Origin of the sequence: Plantibacter sp. LMC-P-059a (assembly GCF_030209505.1) — a bacterium.
In the GTDB taxonomy this organism is placed as follows: domain Bacteria; phylum Actinomycetota; class Actinomycetes; order Actinomycetales; family Microbacteriaceae; genus Plantibacter.
In genome coordinates this window covers 1-14630 of record NZ_JARVRZ010000004.1, presented here as the reverse complement: position 1 = coordinate 14630, position 14630 = coordinate 1, and the positions used below count along the sequence as shown (strand labels likewise).

The window sequence follows — 14630 nt, the reverse complement described above, 5'->3', positions numbered from 1 at the left end:
TCGACAGGCTCAGTGACCGGAGTCGAGTGCGCGCACAGGCAGGACGCTGCCTGTGTCCCTCAACACTTCGACAGGCTCAGTTACCGGTGGAGGTGTGACCGGAACGTCCCGGTCCGAGCCCGCCGGAGGGCGCCCCGAACGCACTTCGGCGTGCTCGTGACCGGCGGACCTGTGCGCCGAACGTCTCGGTCCCTGAGCTTGTCGAAGGGTTCCTCGTGCGCACTTCGACAGGCTCAGTGACCGGCGGGGAGGTGTGCTCAGTGACCGGCGGAGGTGTGGCCGGATCAGCTCGGTCCCTGAGCTTGTCGAAGGGCGCTTGACCTACCCTTCGACTCCCCGGCCCGCCATCGGCGTCAGATCACCAAGCGGACGAACCACTACCGTCGACGACCTCACTCGGACGCCGCACCTCGGCGAGCCGCGACGTCCGCAGCGGCGTCGTCTCCCACCAAGCGTCGAACGTGCCTGCGGCCGGATCGACGACGAGATGCATCCGATGCGGGGTCTCGACGAAGATCACCTCGACCCGCAGCACGCCGACACCACCCGCGCCACTCTCGTCATCGGCACCCCACGCAGCACTCGCCACGACCGGACCGTGCGTCCGCCACTCACCGAAACCAGGCACGATCTCCACTCGGTCGTCACCCTCGTGCACGACCAGCAGCACCTGATCTCCGTCGCCTGACACGACCTCCAGCGCCGTCAGCTGCGGGAGCGCTGAACCGGGATCGGCAGCGAACGTCCACCCGACGAGCTCCCGGAACGATGCCTCCGATGCCCCGGGCTCCGCGTCGGGAACACCCTGATCTCCCGAGACCCCGACCGGCGGCAGCGCCAGGCCGGCGAGCCGCTCGAGCAGTGCCTGGTCCGCGTCCGCGCTCGCGCCGTCCTCCGACGACGTCTCATCACCACGCCCGAACGCCGGCAACAGGTGCTCCCACGCGGCGTTCAACACGGCCTGCATGTCGAGGCTCTGACCGGTCACCGCCAAGACGACGTCGTGCTCCGGCAGGACGACGCAGTACTGGCCGTACGCACCATCGCCTCGGAACCCGTGGCGCGCGATCCAGAACTGGAACCCGTACCCCTGCGCCCAATCGGACTCCGGGTCGTCACCGTTCGCGATGTGCGACCTCGTCGCCTCGGCCACCCAGGCCTCTGGCAACAGCTGCTGACCCTCCCAGACGCCGCGCTGCAGGTAGAGCTGCCCGAGCGACGCGATCGCCTCCGTCCGCGCGTGCAGCCCGCTGTATCCGAGCTCGAAGCCCTGGTCGTCCCGCTGCCAGTCGAAATCGCCGATGCCGAGCGGGTCGAGCAGGCGCGGACGCAGGTAGTCGGTGAGCGTCCCGCCGGTGATGCGCTGGATGATCGCCGCGGCCGTATACGTGCACGGCTGGTTGTACGCGAAGACGGTGCCGGGGTCCTCGTCCGGCGGCAGGAGCAGGAACCCGCGGACGAGGTTCGTCGGGTCGATCGCCGCCGCCCGCATGATCGTCTCCTCACGGTGACCACTGGCCATCGCGAGCACATGCCGCACGAGCATGGCGCGGCTCCGGGGATCGGTCACCTCGGCGTCGAGTTCCGGGAAGTGGCTGATGACGGTGTCGTCGAGGCTGAGGAGTCCTTCCTCGACGGCGAAGCCGACGGCCGTGGAGGTGAAGCTCTTGCTCAGCGAATACAGCAGGTGCACCCGCTCCGCGGAGTACGGCGCCCACCATCCCTCCGCGACGACCTGGCCGGAACGCAGCAGCATGAAGCTGTGCGGTTCGACGTTCGGCAGGTGCTCGAGGGCGTCGATGAAGGCTTCGATCCCGGAGGCGTCGACGTGCTGGGCTGACGGAGTGCTTCGCTGCAGGCTCATCCCTCCATGCTGCCACCTGCCGCCACCTGTTGCGCAGCTTCCGCGCTCAGTCCTCGGCGGCGTCGAGTCGGTCCTGGAGTCCCCGATTGGCGTCCTCGAGGTCGAGCACCCGGGCGATCCCCGCGATGTTGACCCCGTCGTCACGCAGGTCCGTCACGCGTTTGAGTCGCTCGAGGTCATCCTCGCTGTACCGCCGGGTGCCGCCCTCCGTCCGCGACGGAGTAAGTAGTCCTTTGCTCTCGAACAGCCGCAGGGTCGCCTCGGGAACACCTGCGAGTTGGGCCGCGACGGCGATGCCGTACACGGGTGTCGTCGAGTCACGCTCAGCCATGCTTGAAATCTCCTGAAAACGAGTTGCAACGGATTATGCGTTCGATGTATAAAAAATCTACACCACGAAGTGCAGATCCAAAGCCCCGGATCTTCACCTCCTGGACAGCGACAACCGATGAGCCCGACCGTCATCGGGCGACAGGGAAGGAGAACACTCATGGCAATGACCCTCGATCCGATCAGTCAGCTGGACCGCTTCGCAGCCTCCGTGCTGGACTCCGTTCGCGCACCCCGGCCCATGCCGGTGGACCTCTACCGTGACGGCGACCGCTACGTGATGGTGGCCGACCTGCCCGGCATCGACCCCGGTTCCATCGACGTCGACGTCGACGGCGGCCAGCTCACCATCCGCGCACAGCGCACGGCCGACAGTCGCGAGGGCGTGCGCTGGCTCGCCCGTGAGCGAGGCGGCGGACACTTCCTCCGGCAGTTCACGCTGGGCGACGGGCTCGACCTCGATGGCATCACGGCGTCGTACGACAGCGGCGTGCTCTCCGTGATCATCCCGGTGAGTGAGCGGGCGAAGCCCCGGAAGATCACCGTCGACTCGGTCGACCACCCGGAGGCGATCAACGCCTGAGCAGTGACTGGCACTCGTCCGAACGAACGGCCAGAACGCCCCACCCACAGCTCCTTGGGTGGGGCGTTCGTCTGTCCAGGACCCGACGCTCGCCATACTGGGGGCATGTCCCGTGCCCAGCGCATCGTCGCAGCCTCCGTCCTGCTCGTGATCGCCGCGCTCGGTCTGCTCGCCGCGGCGATGCAGACGACCACGACGTACTACCTGCCCCCGGTGGACGACGACAGCTTCGCGACTGAGCACGTCGTGGCGTTCGAGCCAGGCGTGGTGGGCGCCGTGATCGGCGCGGTCGCAGTGCTGGCGCTGCTGGCACACCTCGTCGTCGTGATCCGGCGGGCGGCACCCCGGATCCAGTGGGTCATCGCCGTCGCGCTCACCGTCGCCACGGTGGTCGGCGCCGTCGTCGTGTCCTTCGCGGACCGGCCGACCGGCTAGCGCGCGTCGGTTCTCTCGCGCGTCGCCCTCAGCCGAGCAGCTCGGCCAGCAGGGCCCGTGCGGTCTCCTCGCCAGCTCCGGGTGCCCGCAGGCTGACCCAGTCCTCGCCGCGCTGCGCCGTCTCGGACGCGTCCTCGTCGCCCGCCGACCCAGCGTCGTCGATCGGAGCGTCGTCGCGGAACAGCCATGCACCCCCGGGCAACACGGTGAAGCGGAGCAGTTCGCGCGAGTCCGCGGAGAGCAGGCGGCAGTCGAGGCCGCCGACGCGGGTGAGGGCGTCCTGAGCGAGGTGGTAGCTCGGGGTGGCGGTGCTGACGTAGCTCGCGCCCGCCGCACCCGTGCCGAGGATCGTCTGCACCGCTGCCTCGGGCAGCGCGACGGCGCAGGAACGCGAGCCGGAGCCGGTGCCCGAGCCGGAACCGGTCCCGGACGCCACCGGACGCGGGGTGGGTGCCGGAGCGGCGGCGAGCGCGGCCCGGGCGATCTCCTCCGTGCGCTGCCCGTCCGGGTCGTCGAGGCCGACGGCGTCCACCTCGATGAACCGCTCCCCGTCGAGGGCATGGACCGAGCAGCCGTCGTCCGAGCACCTCGTCCCGTTGATCTCGCCGACGGTGTCGGTCCAGTCGGTGTGTTCGTACCAGTGGTTGAACGCCGCCCAGTGGTCGACACCCTCGCCGACGAGGCGGATCGTCAGGGCCGCGCCGGTCGCCTCGTCCGCCCACCCACACACGGTGCCGCCGTCCTGGAGGACGGGTGCCTCCGCGATGGACGCCGCCACCGTGGCGGCACCGTCGCCGAGGAGTGCGGCGATGGCGTCGGGCCCGGCGAGTTGCTCGCAGGCGAGCCCGGGGAAGTCGGCGACCGGCAGGTCCGGGAGGTCGCGCGACGAGGACGCCGGGGGAGTCGACCCTCCCGTCGGGCCCCCGGATGCCGGATGTGACGACGGCCCGACGCACGCGGTGAGGGCCGCGAGGGTGATGATGACGACCAGTGCCGCCCGTCCCACGCGTCCGACCGTCCTGGGCCTCCCGGTCTGCTCGTTGCTCATCCTCGCCGGAACAGTCCGCGCTTGCGGCGGTGGAACGGCGGGATGCCCTGCAGCAGATGCTTGGCACCCGGTGCCGCGTACATCACGTCGATCGGCACGCCAACGGAGTACGTCGCGAGCGCCCGGGCGAGGGAGCCGCTGACGACCTCGCGTGCGTTCGGAGCGCCGACGATGACGAGGAGGTAGCTCTCGTCGAAGGTGCCGCCCTCCTGCGGGGTGACCTTCCAGCCCAGGATCGCTTCGTCGACCTCGCGGTGTTCGGCGAGGGCTGCCGTCAGCGCCTCGGTCATCCCCGGTGGGACGCGGGCCGGCTGTCCCACCATGACCTGGGTCTCGCGCTCGACCACGCCTGGGGTGAGCACCGCTTCGCCGTCGAGCAGCTGGGCGATCTCGCCCGGGAGGAACTCCTTGCCGTGCGCGGAGTGCGGGTTGAGGACGAGCCTGCGGCCTCGGGTCATCTGCCAGAGGACGCGGCAGGGAAGGGCGAGCAGGTGCTGTTCGAACGTCGGAACGACCTGGAGGGTCTCCTGGAAGCGCTCCTTGGAGGTGTAGAACGGCTGCACCGAGCTGCCGTCCGCGTCGAGGAGGTCTGCCAGGGTCGCCATGCCGTCGTCGGTCACGGTCCCCGCGACGATCACCGTGCGCTCGAGCAGCGCCGTCACGAAGGCCGGCGCCTGGGAGCGGTCGGTCGCGGCTGCGGCGAGGAGGGCTTCGATGTCGGGAGCGTCTGCGGCGTCGGCTGCTGGCATGCTTGCAGGCTATCCCGCCCCGGTGACGTCCTGCACGCGTTCAGCAGCAGTCGCAGGCGTCCGAGCCCTCCGAGGTGAGCGAGGAGACCGGTCGCTTGCACGCGTCGCCTCGCCACGCCTCGAGCCCCTCCTTGACGGCGAAGCCAGCGATGACGAGGGCGGCCACGGCGTCCGCCCAGGCCCAGCCGAGCGTGCTATTGAGGACGAGACCGATGAGGACCGCGGCCGACAGGTAGGAGCAGATGAGCGTCTGCTTCGAGTCGGCGACGGCGGACGCGGAGCCGAGCTCGTTCCCGGTCCGGCGCTCGAACAGTGAGAACGCGGGCATGACGACGACGCTGATCGCCGCGAGGACGATCCCGACGGTCGAGTGCTCGGCGGTGGAGAAGCCGGCGAGTGATCGCACCGCGTCGACGGTGACGAAGGCGGCGAGGCCGAAGAACGACACGGCGATGACCCGGAGGGCGACCCGTTCGCGACGGTGGGGCTCGGGGCTCGAGAACTGCCAGGCGACCGCTGCGGCGGACAGCACCTCGACGATCGAGTCGAGACCGAATCCGATGAGTGCCGCCGACGACGCGACGGCTCCGGCGGACAGGGCGACGATCGCTTCGACGACGTTGTAGGCGATCGTCGAGGCCACGATCCACCGGATGCGCCGCTGCAGGGTCGCGCGTCTGGCGGGGGTCAGCTGGGCGCGGAGGCGTGGGCTCGGTAGGCCGACGGCGCTCATGCGCAGGTGCACTGCTCGCCGGAGCAGCAGTCGGGGTCGACGACCAGGACGAGGCGCAGGAGGTCGTCGAGCGCGGGTGCGAGATGCGGGTCCGCCAGGCGGTACCAGGTGTTCCGTCCCTCGCGGACGCCCTCGACGAGCCCGCAGCCCCGGAGGCAGGCGAGCTGGTTCGACATGACCTGTCGCGAGACGCCCAGTGCGTCGGCGAGATCGGACGGGAACGCCGGGGCTTCGCGGAGGGTGAGGAGGATGCGCGTGCGGGTCTCGTCCGACAGGGCGTGGCCGAGTCGGGCGAGGGCGGCGGTGTGCGTCAGGGTCGCGGTCGGTGTCATGGTGTCGGTCACGGAGAAAACAGTACACGTTTTGCTGTATTGACAACAGCTCGCGGTCGCCCGAACTGCGGCGTTAGGCGACCCGAAACGCTGACAATCACGCACCTCGGCTTGCCGCGCACCCGTCGCCCTGGCAACGTTGACGGGTCCTCGAGGCGATCGCCCGAACACGGTTCCGCGTGCACGACGCTCCGCAGAGAAAGACCCCCGCGACATGACGTTCTGGCCGCTGCTCCTCATCGCGCTCGGCGTCTCAGCCGACGCCTTCGCCGTCGCCCTCACCAAGGGCCTGCACATGCGGCGGTTCAACGTGCGTCACGCGCTCGTGATCGCGGGCACCTTCGGCGTCTTTCAAGCCATCATGCCGCTCATCGGCTGGGTGCTCGGCACACAGTTCGCGCGGTACATCAGGGAGGTCGACCACTGGGTCGCCTTCGGCCTGCTCGCCCTCGTCGGCGGGAAGATGCTCTGGGAGGCGTTCTCGAGCCACGAGGACACCGAGGTCGACTCCGACCGCATCGACGTCCGCCGGCTGCTCGTCCTGGCGCTGGCGACGAGCATCGACGCGCTCGCCATCGGCATCACGCTCGCGTTCCTGCCGGGGTCGATCATCGAGGCCGTCGTCCTCATCGGACTCACGACGTTCGTGCTCGCCTTCCTCGGCGTGTTCATCGGTCGCCGGGTAGGGGAGCGCTTCGGGAAGCCGGCCGAGATCGCCGGCGGCGTCATCCTGATCCTCATCGGCACCAAGATCCTGATCGACCACCTCACCGCCGGGTGAAGATCGCCCCCGTCGTCACGTCCGCGCCGAGCGCCTCGAGGCTGCGACCGCGGGTCTCGGGTACCTGGGTGGCGACGAACAGGAGCGCGAGCACCCCGACGCCCGCGAACAGGAAGAAGGTGCCTGTGATGCCGAGCCCGTCGACCAGCGACGGGAAGTACAGCGACAGGAACCCGTTGCCGACCCAGAGCATGAAGATCGAGACGCCCATGCCCAGGCCGCGCATCCCGAGCGGGAACACCTCGGCCAGGTAGACCCACACCGCCACGTTGAGGAACGTCTGCATGGAGCCGACGAACACGACGACGAGGAACAGGATGACCCATGGGCGGGCCGGGTCGCCGGGTGCGAGCAGCATCGACGCGCAGCCGATGAGCAGATGGCAGGCGGTGGTGAGGGAGAACCCGATGATGAAGGTCTTCCGTCGGTCGAGTCGGTCCATGTAGGTGAGGGCGATGAACCCGCCGATCACAGCGATGATGCCGGGGGCGATGTTGGCGATGAGCGCGCTGCTCTCGTCGAAGCCGGACTCCACGAGCACGGTCTGGCCGTAGTACATGATCGAGTTGATGCCGGTGAGCTGTTGGGCGATGCCCACCCCGACGCCGACGAGCAGGATGCGGACGAGCCACGGGTTGCGGAGGACGGCCCGCAGCCCGATCCGCTGTTCGTTCCGGTGCTCGATCGAGGCCGCCTCCACGTCCTCGAGCTCCGCCGCCGCCCGGTCGTCCGAACGGACGGTCCGCAGGACCTCCAGTGCCTCCTCGCGGCGTCCGTGGTCGACGAGCCATCGCGGCGATTCGGGCATCCGCAGCATCCCGACGAACAGCGCGACCGCGGGGAGGGCGCAGACGGCGAACATGATCCGCCACACGCTCGGGTGCTCGCTGAACACGTTCCCGATCACCGCGTTGATCACGAAGGCCGACAACTGGCCGATGACGATCGCGACCTCGTTCCGGCCGGTGATGGACCCGCGGATCTCGTACGGGGCGAGCTCGGCGAGGTAGACCGGGACCACGGCCGACGCTCCGCCTACGGCGAGGCCGAGCAGGATGCGGCCCGCGACGAGCAGTTCGACGCTCGGCGAGCAGACGACCGCGAGCGTGCCGACGAAGAAGAGGACGGCCAGCGCGACGATGCTCGGGCGGCGGCCCCACGCGTCGGACACCCGACCGCCGAGCAACGCGCCGACGGCGGCGGCGAAGACGAGGGAACTGGTGACGACGCCCTCGGTGAGTGGGGTGAGCCCGAGCTCCGCCGTCATCGGGCGCAGCGCTCCGTTGATCACGCCGGTGTCGTAGCCGAAGAGCAGACCGCCGAAGCAGGCGACGATCGAGATGAGGCCGAGGTGTCGCCGGTGCGGGCCGGGGGTGAGGGGCGGCAGCGTGCTCGCCGTCCGTCGAGCTGTGGGGGATCCGGCCATCGCACTTCCTCGTCTGCTGGGCCCGCACGCCGAACGGCGTCGTGGACAGGACGACAGTACCGGTTCAGCCGTCGGTGCCTCGCCGGAGCAGGGTGCTCAGTCGTCGGCGCCCGGCCGGAGCAGACCGCTCTCGTACGCGAGGATGACGAGCTGGGCGCGATCGTGGGCGGCGACCTTCGTCATGATGCGGTTCACGTGGGTCTTCGAGGTGTGCGGTGAGATGACGAGCTCGTCGGCGATCTGCTGGTTGGAGCGTCCGCGGGCGACGAGGAGCAGCACCTCGAGTTCCCGCTCGGTGAGGAGCGCCAGCTCGGCGGGTACCGAGCGCGGACTCGACGGCCCGTCTGCGACGACGACGTACCTGGTGATGAGACTCCGGGTCGCCGCGGGGGACAGGAGTGCGTCACCGGCGTGCACCGCGCGCACCGCTCGGACGATCTCCTCGGGCTCCGAGCCCTTGCCGATGAACCCGCTCGCGCCGGCCCGCAGCGTCGCGATGAGGTTCTCGTCCTCCTCGAACGTCGTGAGGATGAGGACGCGCGTGTCCGCGAGCCCGGGGTCCGCGCAGATCGCCGCGGTCGCGCCGATGCCGTCCAGCACGGGCATGCGGATGTCCATGAGCACGACGTCCGGTCGCAACCGCTGGGCGAGCGACACCGCCTGAGCGCCGTCCACGGCTTCGCCGACGACGTCGAGGTCGGACTCCGACGCGAGGATGTCGGAGACGGCCTGTCGGATGAGCGACTGGTCGTCGACGACGAGCACGGTGGTCATGCGGAGGACTCCTCGGGGTGCGTCGGTTCGGGGTCGATCGGCTCGGTGGTCGGGAGCGTCGCGGACAGTCGCCAGCCGCCAGGGGTCGGGCCGACGTCGACGGTCCCGCGGACGGCGGCGACACGCTCGCGGATGCCGAGGAGCCCGTGCCCGGTGGTCGGCGTTCCGTCGAGCTGCCCACTCGCGACGTCGGGAGCGGTCGGGTTGCTCACGCTGACGACGATCCTGCCGTCGCCGCTCTCGACGAGCACGTGCGCACGACGCTCGGGACCGTGCTTCAGGGCGTTCGTCAGCCCCTCCTGGACGACGCGGTACGCGACCGTGTCCGTGGCGGTCGACAGCTTCGGTGCGTCGGGGGCGATCCGTGTCGTGATGTCGAGGCCTGCGGTGGTGAACTCGGCGATCAACGCTTCGAGTCGGTCGAGTCCCGGCTGCGGCAGCGTTCCACGGAAGCCTGCGCCAGTGTCCCCGCCGTCGCTCCGCAGGACCTCGAGCAGATCGCCGATCTCGCCGAGCACCGTCCGCGAGGCCCGTCGGATCGAGACGAGCGCCTCCTTCGCCTTCTCCGGCCGCGACTCCAGAGAACTCGACGCCACCCCGGCGTTCAGGCTGATCACCGAGATCTGGTGGGCGACGGTGTCGTGGAGGTCGCGGGCGATGCGGAGCCGCTCCTCGGTCACCCGACGCCGCGCCTCGGCCTCGCGGGTCTGCTCGGCCCGCTCCGCGCGCTCGGTGATCGCCACGATGTACGCGCGGCGCGAGCGCGTCCCGTCCCCGGCCGCAGCGGCGAACGCGATCATCACCGCGAACTGCACCGTCCGCGGATCGAAGCTGCCGATCGACGCGAGCAGGCTGAGGAGGGCGACGGCGACCATCGTCGCGACGGCCGTGATCAGGGTCGTCCGCCGCGCGGACCGCACGGCCACCCCGAACATCGCGATCGCGGCCGCGATCACCACACCGGGAGCGAGGGTCCCCGTGATCGCCGCCGCCCCGTAACAGGCGATGACGGCCGCGAGCACCGGGATGGGCCAGTGTCGCCGGAGGGGGAGCAGGAGCGCCGGCGCGACGACCAGGGCGATGACGAGTGGGCTGCCCGGCCGGAACTCCGCGTTCGGGAACGGGATGAAGGCCGAGGCGATGATGAGGACCGCGGCGACCACGTCGCCCACCCACACCGGAGGTCGAGGACGCGGATCGCGCACCCGGCGATCCTGCGTCGCGGAGGTCATGGCCCCAGTCTGCCGGGAACCCGCGCCCGGCGACTCCTCCGCACGCGGCATTCCGCGGTACCACGGACGCGGTACACGGGTGTCCGCCGGTGGGGGACGCGCCAGCCCCGCGTCCCGGCGAGTCTGGACTGGTGCCGGAGCACCCGGCCCCAGACGAGGAGACACCATGCAGAGCACCACAGCGCCGCCGATCATCTCGGTCCGGGACGTCCGGCGTTCCTACGGCCGCGGACAGAACCGGTTCGACGCGCTGAAAGGGGTGAGCTTCGATATCCACGCGGGCGAGAGCGTCGCGATCGTCGGGAAGAGCGGCTCCGGCAAGTCCACGCTCATGCACGTGCTCGCGCTCCTCGACGCACCGAGTTCCGGCACCGTCGAACTCGAAGGGGTCGACACGAGCACCCTCCGCGGACGCCGCCTCAACACGACCAGGAACAAGACCTTCGGGTTCGTGTTCCAGCAGTTCTTCCTCACCGCCAACGCGACGGTGCTCGAGAACGTCCTCCTCCCGATGAAGATCGCCGGCGTCCGCCGCGGTGACCGACGTCGCCGGGCGCTCGCCGCACTCGCGCAGCTCCAGCTCGAGGACAAGGCACGGAACCGCGCGGTGAACCTCTCCGGCGGGCAGAAACAGCGGACGGTGATCGCCCGAGCACTCGTGAACAACCCGCGGATCATCTTCGCCGACGAGCCGACCGGCAACCTCGACACGGCGACCGGCACCGTCGTCGAGGACATCCTCTTCTCCCTCAACCGGGAGAACGGCATCACGCTCATCGTCGTGACGCACGACGAGGAGCTGGCGGCACGGTGCGATCGGCGCATCCTCATCCGAGATGGACTGCTCGTCGAGGACGAGGCGGTGGCCGCATGAGAACCGTCGACCTCATCGGGACCGCCGTCGCGAACACGTTCCGGTCCAAGACCCGGACCATCCTGACCATCCTGGCGATCTTCGTCGGAGCGTTCACGCTCACGCTGACGAACGGGCTCGGCACCGGCATCAACGCCTACATCGACGACACGGTGTCGAGCGTCGGCGCGTCCGACACGATGACCGTCACGAAGACGGCCGACACCGGGTCGGGCATCGGCGCGGCGACGAGCGGGCCGAAGGAGTACGACCCGGACGCGGTCGCCGCCACCGGTGCCGGAGCGCCAGGATCGACCGTCGTCGCCCTGACACCGACCGATCTCGACGAGCTCGGCGGGATCGACGGCGTCCTCGACGTGCAGGCCGTGAAGTCGATCTCGACCGACTACATCGAGGCGGGCGGCGGCACGAAGTACGTCGTCGGTGTCGGCGGACTCATCTCCGGACAGAGCGTCACCCTGCTGGACGGTGCACAGCCCGACGACGACACCGACACGCTCCAGCTCGTGCTCCCCACGTCGTACGTGGAACCGCTCGGCTTCGGAAGCGACGCCGACGCGGTCGGGCAGACGGTCACCGTCGCGATCACCGATGCGCAGCGCACGCAGCACACCGTGGACGCGACCGTCGTCGGGGTCGCCGAGGAGAGCCTCGCCTCGCCCACCGGTGCCTCGATCGTGCCGAACGCCGCGCTCACCGACCTCCTCTACGAGACGCAGAACATCGGTGTCCCGTCCGACCAGGTCGAGCGGTACGCGCAGGCATCCATCCGGTTCGGCGCGGACGCCACCGACGAGCAGGTCACGGCGTTGAAGGACCGACTGGCCGACGCGGGCTACACCGGCACGACCGTCGCGGACCAGCTCGGCACCATCAAGACGGTGATCGACGGCATCGTCCTCGTCCTCAACGCCTTCGCGGTCATCGCCCTCCTCGCCGCCAGCTTCGGGATCGTGAACACCCTGCTCATGTCCGTGCAGGAACGCACCCGCGAGATCGGGCTGATGAAGGCCATGGGGATGGGCAGCGGCAAGGTCTTCGGGTTGTTCAGCCTCGAAGCCGCGTTCATCGGCTTCCTCGGCAGCGCGATCGGCGTCGGCATCGCGGTGCTCGCCGGTACCGGCATCAGCGCCGCGCTCTCCGGATCGCTCCTCGCCGACCTGCCGGGCCTCGACCTCATCGCGTTCGATCCGGCGTCGCTCGCGATCATCGTCCTGGTCGTCATGGTGATCGCGTTCCTCGCCGGAACGCTGCCGGCCGCCCGTGCCGCCAAGGCCGATCCGGTGGAGTCGCTCCGCTACGAGTGATGCGCGGATGACCGGCGTGCCGGGTGACGGCTGTGGGGCGTGGCGGAAGCGACGCCCCACAGCCGCGCCGACGCCAGGTTGAGGAGCAGCGCCGGCACAGACGTTCGGGTCTCGTCTGAGACGTCCACGCTACGACTGCCGGTCGACGATCGTTCGGCCTTGAGGGCCGTCGTCCGCTGCCCTATCCTTTGCGCGCCGCCGCGGTGACGTGTTCAGGACGGAGTCCGATCCCGATGAACCTCGCCGCAAGCGGTCGGACGAGGGGTGTCGCGAGCCGTAGGAGTCGGATCGCCCACCGCGGTGCGATGCGGTCGCCGGTGGTGGTGCGGGAGATGACCCGATGCCCGGCCCGCTGGATACGCTGCATGATCCTGACCGGTCGCTCACGGCGGCGTTGGACCGCCGCGAGTACCGCGGACGGTGCGTCTCCTGCGGCGAGGTGGCCGGCGATCGCGTTGGACAGGGCGACCGCGTCCTGGATCGCGTAGTTGACCCCGACGCCGAACATCGGTGACATCGCGTGCGCGGCGTCGCCGATGGCGATGAAGCCCGGGCGGTGCCAGCGGTCGAGTCGGTCGAGCTGCACCGAGAGGAGCTTGACCTGGTCCCAGTCGGTGAGGGTGTCGACGACCGGACGCAGGACGGGTGCGGCATCGACGATCCGCTGGCGGAGCGCCGGTAGGCCCTCGGCTCGGAGCCGGTCGGCACCACCCTTCCGGATGACCATGCCGGACTGGTACCGGTCACCCCGGTCGATCGTCAGCACCATGCCGCGCGGCGAGAGGTAGGCGAGGGTCGGAGGCGGTGGGTCCGGTGGCTTCGGCAGACTGAACCAGAGGACGTCGATCGGGACGCCGCTCTCGTCGGGGATGAGTCCGGCGGCGTCGCGGAGTGTGGAGGTGCGTCCGTCCGCCGCGACCGTGAGGGTGGCGCGGATCTCGATGTCGGTGGAAGCGTCGGTTGCCGGGTCGGTGTCGGCGGGTGGGGTGGTGTCGGAGGGTGGGGTGGTGTCGGTCGTGGTGGTCGCACGCAGGCCACGCACTCGGCCCTGCTCCACGATCAGGCCGGTCGCCTCCGTTCGCCGGAGGAGCTCGAAGTTCGGGAGTGCGGCGGCCTCGTCGGCGAGGAAGTTGAGGAAGTCCCACTGCGGGGCGAGGACGAGGAAGCGGTCGGGTGCCGGCAGGGTGCGGAAGTCGACCATCGTCATGCGCTGGCCGTCGATCACTGCGTCCATCGTCTGCAGTCGGTTGAGTGTTAGCCGCAGGAACCGCTCGCGCAGGCCGAGCTCGCCGAGCAGGGTGATGGTCGACGGGTGGATCGTGTCGCCGCGGAAGTCCCGGAAGAAGTCGGCGTGCTTCTCGAGCACGGTCACGGTGAGGCCTGCCCGGGCGAGGAGGTAGCCGAGCACCATGCCGGCCGGGCCGCCGCCCGCGATGACGCAGTCGCGGTCCGCGGTGGGGTCGCCGTGGTCGCTGTCGGTGTGGCTCGTCGGTTCCATCGCGCTGCTCCCGTCGGTCTCTTCCGGACACTAGCTCAGTCACCGGGAGCGGTGCATCCGGTTTCTCTGGGGTCCGGGAGTAACCCTCCCCGGTCCCTGAGCTTGTCGAAGGGCCCAGTCCCGGTCCCTGAAGCACTCCGGCCCCTGAGCAACCACCTCCGGTCCCTGAGTGACCCCCTCCGGTCCATGAGCGACCCCATCGGTCCCTGAGCGAACCCCCCCGGTCCCTGAGCGAACCCCTTCGGTCCCTGAGCGACCAACTCCGATCCCTGGGCGACCCCCTCCGGTCCCTGAGCTTGTCGAAGGGCACACGAGGAACGTCCACCAGCGGGGCTTCTCAGCATCTGGAATGTCAGTGGTCCATGATGGACTTGATCCATGACCGAGAGCACCACTTCCGCAGTTCGAGCTGGCGATGACTACGCCGCGCAGCTCGCGGAGTTCTCGGATGAATGGGCTGAGATTCACCGGCAACAGGCCGTTCTGGACGCACGCAAAGCGCGACTCCTCGCCCGCTCGGCGGCCTACGCCGACGCCCTCGCCGACTCGGTCGTCCCGGCCATCTATCCGCCGGCCGAACGCCAGGCGCTCTCCCGCCGCTCCACCTGTGCAGCGCTCGCGATGGCGACACGGACGCCTGAGCAGACCGTGCAGCGGGCGACGA

Annotated in this window: 16 protein-coding genes; 6 read left to right on the top strand and 10 right to left on the bottom strand. The window is 69.9% G+C overall.

The window, feature by feature from the left end; genetic code table 11:
• Nucleotides 1-358 precede the first annotated feature (358 nt).
• Entirely contained in the window at nucleotides 359-1864 is a 1506-nt protein-coding gene (locus tag QRN27_RS09615; protein ID WP_285042051.1) for a serine hydrolase domain-containing protein, read from the bottom strand.
• Nucleotides 1865-1910: 46 nt separating this feature from the next.
• Nucleotides 1911-2195, bottom strand: coding sequence for a MerR family transcriptional regulator (locus QRN27_RS09610; RefSeq protein WP_285042050.1), 285 nt, complete (start codon nucleotides 2193-2195; stop codon nucleotides 1911-1913).
• 159 nt (nucleotides 2196-2354) lie between these two features.
• Between QRN27_RS09610 and QRN27_RS09605 the strand changes: the two genes are divergently transcribed.
• Both QRN27_RS09605 and QRN27_RS09600 read left to right on the top strand, forming a co-directional pair.
• Nucleotides 2355-2777 (top strand): Hsp20/alpha crystallin family protein, encoded by a 423-nt coding sequence (locus QRN27_RS09605; RefSeq protein ID WP_194668720.1) that lies wholly within the window; start codon nucleotides 2355-2357, stop codon nucleotides 2775-2777.
• Nucleotides 2778-2882: 105 nt separating this feature from the next.
• Nucleotides 2883-3212: a hypothetical protein gene (locus tag QRN27_RS09600; protein WP_285042049.1), complete on the top strand. Its 330-nt coding sequence runs from the start codon at nucleotides 2883-2885 to the stop codon at nucleotides 3210-3212.
• 28 nt (nucleotides 3213-3240) lie between these two features.
• Here QRN27_RS09600 and QRN27_RS09595 read toward each other — a convergent pair whose 3' ends face one another.
• From QRN27_RS09595 to QRN27_RS09580, 4 genes are read right to left on the bottom strand one after another with little or no spacing between them, the layout of a single operon-like run.
• The gene (locus QRN27_RS09595; protein ID WP_285042048.1) at nucleotides 3241-4260 is read right to left on the bottom strand and encodes a hypothetical protein; all 1020 of its coding nucleotides are present in this window, start codon (nucleotides 4258-4260) and stop codon (nucleotides 3241-3243) included.
• A complete protein-coding gene (locus tag QRN27_RS09590) occupies nucleotides 4257-5009 on the bottom strand; it encodes an enhanced serine sensitivity protein SseB C-terminal domain-containing protein (protein WP_285042047.1) in 753 nt (250 codons plus the stop codon). Before QRN27_RS09590 ends, QRN27_RS09595 begins: the two co-directional genes overlap by 4 nt.
• Nucleotides 5010-5049: 40 nt before the next feature.
• Nucleotides 5050-5742 carry a cation efflux transmembrane domain-containing protein gene (locus tag QRN27_RS09585; RefSeq protein WP_285042046.1) on the bottom strand — a complete coding sequence of 231 codons (693 nt, stop codon included), beginning with the start codon at nucleotides 5740-5742 and terminating at the stop codon, nucleotides 5050-5052.
• Complete coding sequence (locus QRN27_RS09580) at nucleotides 5739-6074, bottom strand: ArsR/SmtB family transcription factor (protein ID WP_285042478.1); 336 nt, start codon at nucleotides 6072-6074, stop codon at nucleotides 5739-5741. Before QRN27_RS09580 ends, QRN27_RS09585 begins: the two co-directional genes overlap by 4 nt.
• Before the next feature lie 214 nt (nucleotides 6075-6288).
• Here QRN27_RS09580 and QRN27_RS09575 point away from each other — a divergent pair, with 214 nt between their 5' ends.
• Nucleotides 6289-6855, top strand: a complete 567-nt coding sequence (locus QRN27_RS09575) for a manganese efflux pump MntP (protein ID WP_285042045.1) — start codon at nucleotides 6289-6291, stop codon at nucleotides 6853-6855.
• On the opposite strand, the gene QRN27_RS09570 is transcribed toward QRN27_RS09575, so the two are convergent.
• The 3 genes from QRN27_RS09570 to QRN27_RS09560 form a co-directional block, all read right to left on the bottom strand.
• Nucleotides 6842-8281, bottom strand: a complete 1440-nt coding sequence (locus tag QRN27_RS09570) for a sugar porter family MFS transporter (RefSeq protein ID WP_285042044.1) — start codon at nucleotides 8279-8281, stop codon at nucleotides 6842-6844. The genes QRN27_RS09575 and QRN27_RS09570 overlap by 14 nt on opposite strands.
• A 96-nt stretch (nucleotides 8282-8377) precedes the next feature.
• Entirely contained in the window at nucleotides 8378-9055 is a 678-nt protein-coding gene (locus QRN27_RS09565) for a response regulator (protein ID WP_285042043.1), read from the bottom strand.
• Entirely contained in the window at nucleotides 9052-10287 is a 1236-nt protein-coding gene (locus QRN27_RS09560; protein ID WP_285042042.1) for a sensor histidine kinase, read from the bottom strand. The genes QRN27_RS09565 and QRN27_RS09560 overlap by 4 nt, the downstream gene beginning before the upstream one ends.
• Before the next feature lie 166 nt (nucleotides 10288-10453).
• Here QRN27_RS09560 and QRN27_RS09555 point away from each other — a divergent pair, with 166 nt between their 5' ends.
• Both QRN27_RS09555 and QRN27_RS09550 read left to right on the top strand, forming a co-directional pair.
• The gene (locus QRN27_RS09555; RefSeq protein WP_285042041.1) at nucleotides 10454-11161 is read left to right on the top strand and encodes an ABC transporter ATP-binding protein; all 708 of its coding nucleotides are present in this window, start codon (nucleotides 10454-10456) and stop codon (nucleotides 11159-11161) included.
• Complete coding sequence (locus QRN27_RS09550; RefSeq protein ID WP_285042040.1) at nucleotides 11158-12468, top strand: ABC transporter permease; 1311 nt, start codon at nucleotides 11158-11160, stop codon at nucleotides 12466-12468. The genes QRN27_RS09555 and QRN27_RS09550 overlap by 4 nt, the downstream gene beginning before the upstream one ends.
• Before the next feature lie 181 nt (nucleotides 12469-12649).
• On the opposite strand, the gene QRN27_RS09545 is transcribed toward QRN27_RS09550, so the two are convergent.
• Nucleotides 12650-13966 carry an FAD-dependent oxidoreductase gene (locus tag QRN27_RS09545; RefSeq protein ID WP_285042039.1) on the bottom strand — a complete coding sequence of 439 codons (1317 nt, stop codon included), beginning with the start codon at nucleotides 13964-13966 and terminating at the stop codon, nucleotides 12650-12652.
• Between the two features lie 378 nt (nucleotides 13967-14344).
• On the opposite strand from QRN27_RS09545, the gene QRN27_RS09540 reads away from it, so the two are divergent.
• Nucleotides 14345-14630, top strand: a 286-nt coding sequence (locus QRN27_RS09540) for a hypothetical protein (protein ID WP_285042038.1), incomplete at its 3' end; no start/stop codon positions are given.

Coding starts and splice junctions, on each gene's coding strand:
- QRN27_RS09615 (WP_285042051.1), bottom strand. CDS start 1,864: ATGAGCCTGCAGCGAAGCACTCCGTCAGCCCAGCACGTCGACGCCTCC.
- QRN27_RS09610 (WP_285042050.1), bottom strand. CDS start 2,195: ATGGCTGAGCGTGACTCGACGACACCCGTGTACGGCATCGCCGTCGCG.
- QRN27_RS09605 (WP_194668720.1), top strand. CDS start 2,355: ATGGCAATGACCCTCGATCCGATCAGTCAGCTGGACCGCTTCGCAGCC.
- QRN27_RS09600 (WP_285042049.1), top strand. CDS start 2,883: ATGTCCCGTGCCCAGCGCATCGTCGCAGCCTCCGTCCTGCTCGTGATC.
- QRN27_RS09595 (WP_285042048.1), bottom strand. CDS start 4,260: ATGAGCAACGAGCAGACCGGGAGGCCCAGGACGGTCGGACGCGTGGGA.
- QRN27_RS09590 (WP_285042047.1), bottom strand. CDS start 5,009: ATGCCAGCAGCCGACGCCGCAGACGCTCCCGACATCGAAGCCCTCCTC.
- QRN27_RS09585 (WP_285042046.1), bottom strand. CDS start 5,742: ATGAGCGCCGTCGGCCTACCGAGCCCACGCCTCCGCGCCCAGCTGACC.
- QRN27_RS09580 (WP_285042478.1), bottom strand. CDS start 6,074: ATGACACCGACCGCGACCCTGACGCACACCGCCGCCCTCGCCCGACTC.
- QRN27_RS09575 (WP_285042045.1), top strand. CDS start 6,289: ATGACGTTCTGGCCGCTGCTCCTCATCGCGCTCGGCGTCTCAGCCGAC.
- QRN27_RS09570 (WP_285042044.1), bottom strand. CDS start 8,281: ATGGCCGGATCCCCCACAGCTCGACGGACGGCGAGCACGCTGCCGCCC.
- QRN27_RS09565 (WP_285042043.1), bottom strand. CDS start 9,055: ATGACCACCGTGCTCGTCGTCGACGACCAGTCGCTCATCCGACAGGCC.
- QRN27_RS09560 (WP_285042042.1), bottom strand. CDS start 10,287: ATGACCTCCGCGACGCAGGATCGCCGGGTGCGCGATCCGCGTCCTCGA.
- QRN27_RS09555 (WP_285042041.1), top strand. CDS start 10,454: ATGCAGAGCACCACAGCGCCGCCGATCATCTCGGTCCGGGACGTCCGG.
- QRN27_RS09550 (WP_285042040.1), top strand. CDS start 11,158: ATGAGAACCGTCGACCTCATCGGGACCGCCGTCGCGAACACGTTCCGG.
- QRN27_RS09545 (WP_285042039.1), bottom strand. CDS start 13,966: ATGGAACCGACGAGCCACACCGACAGCGACCACGGCGACCCCACCGCG.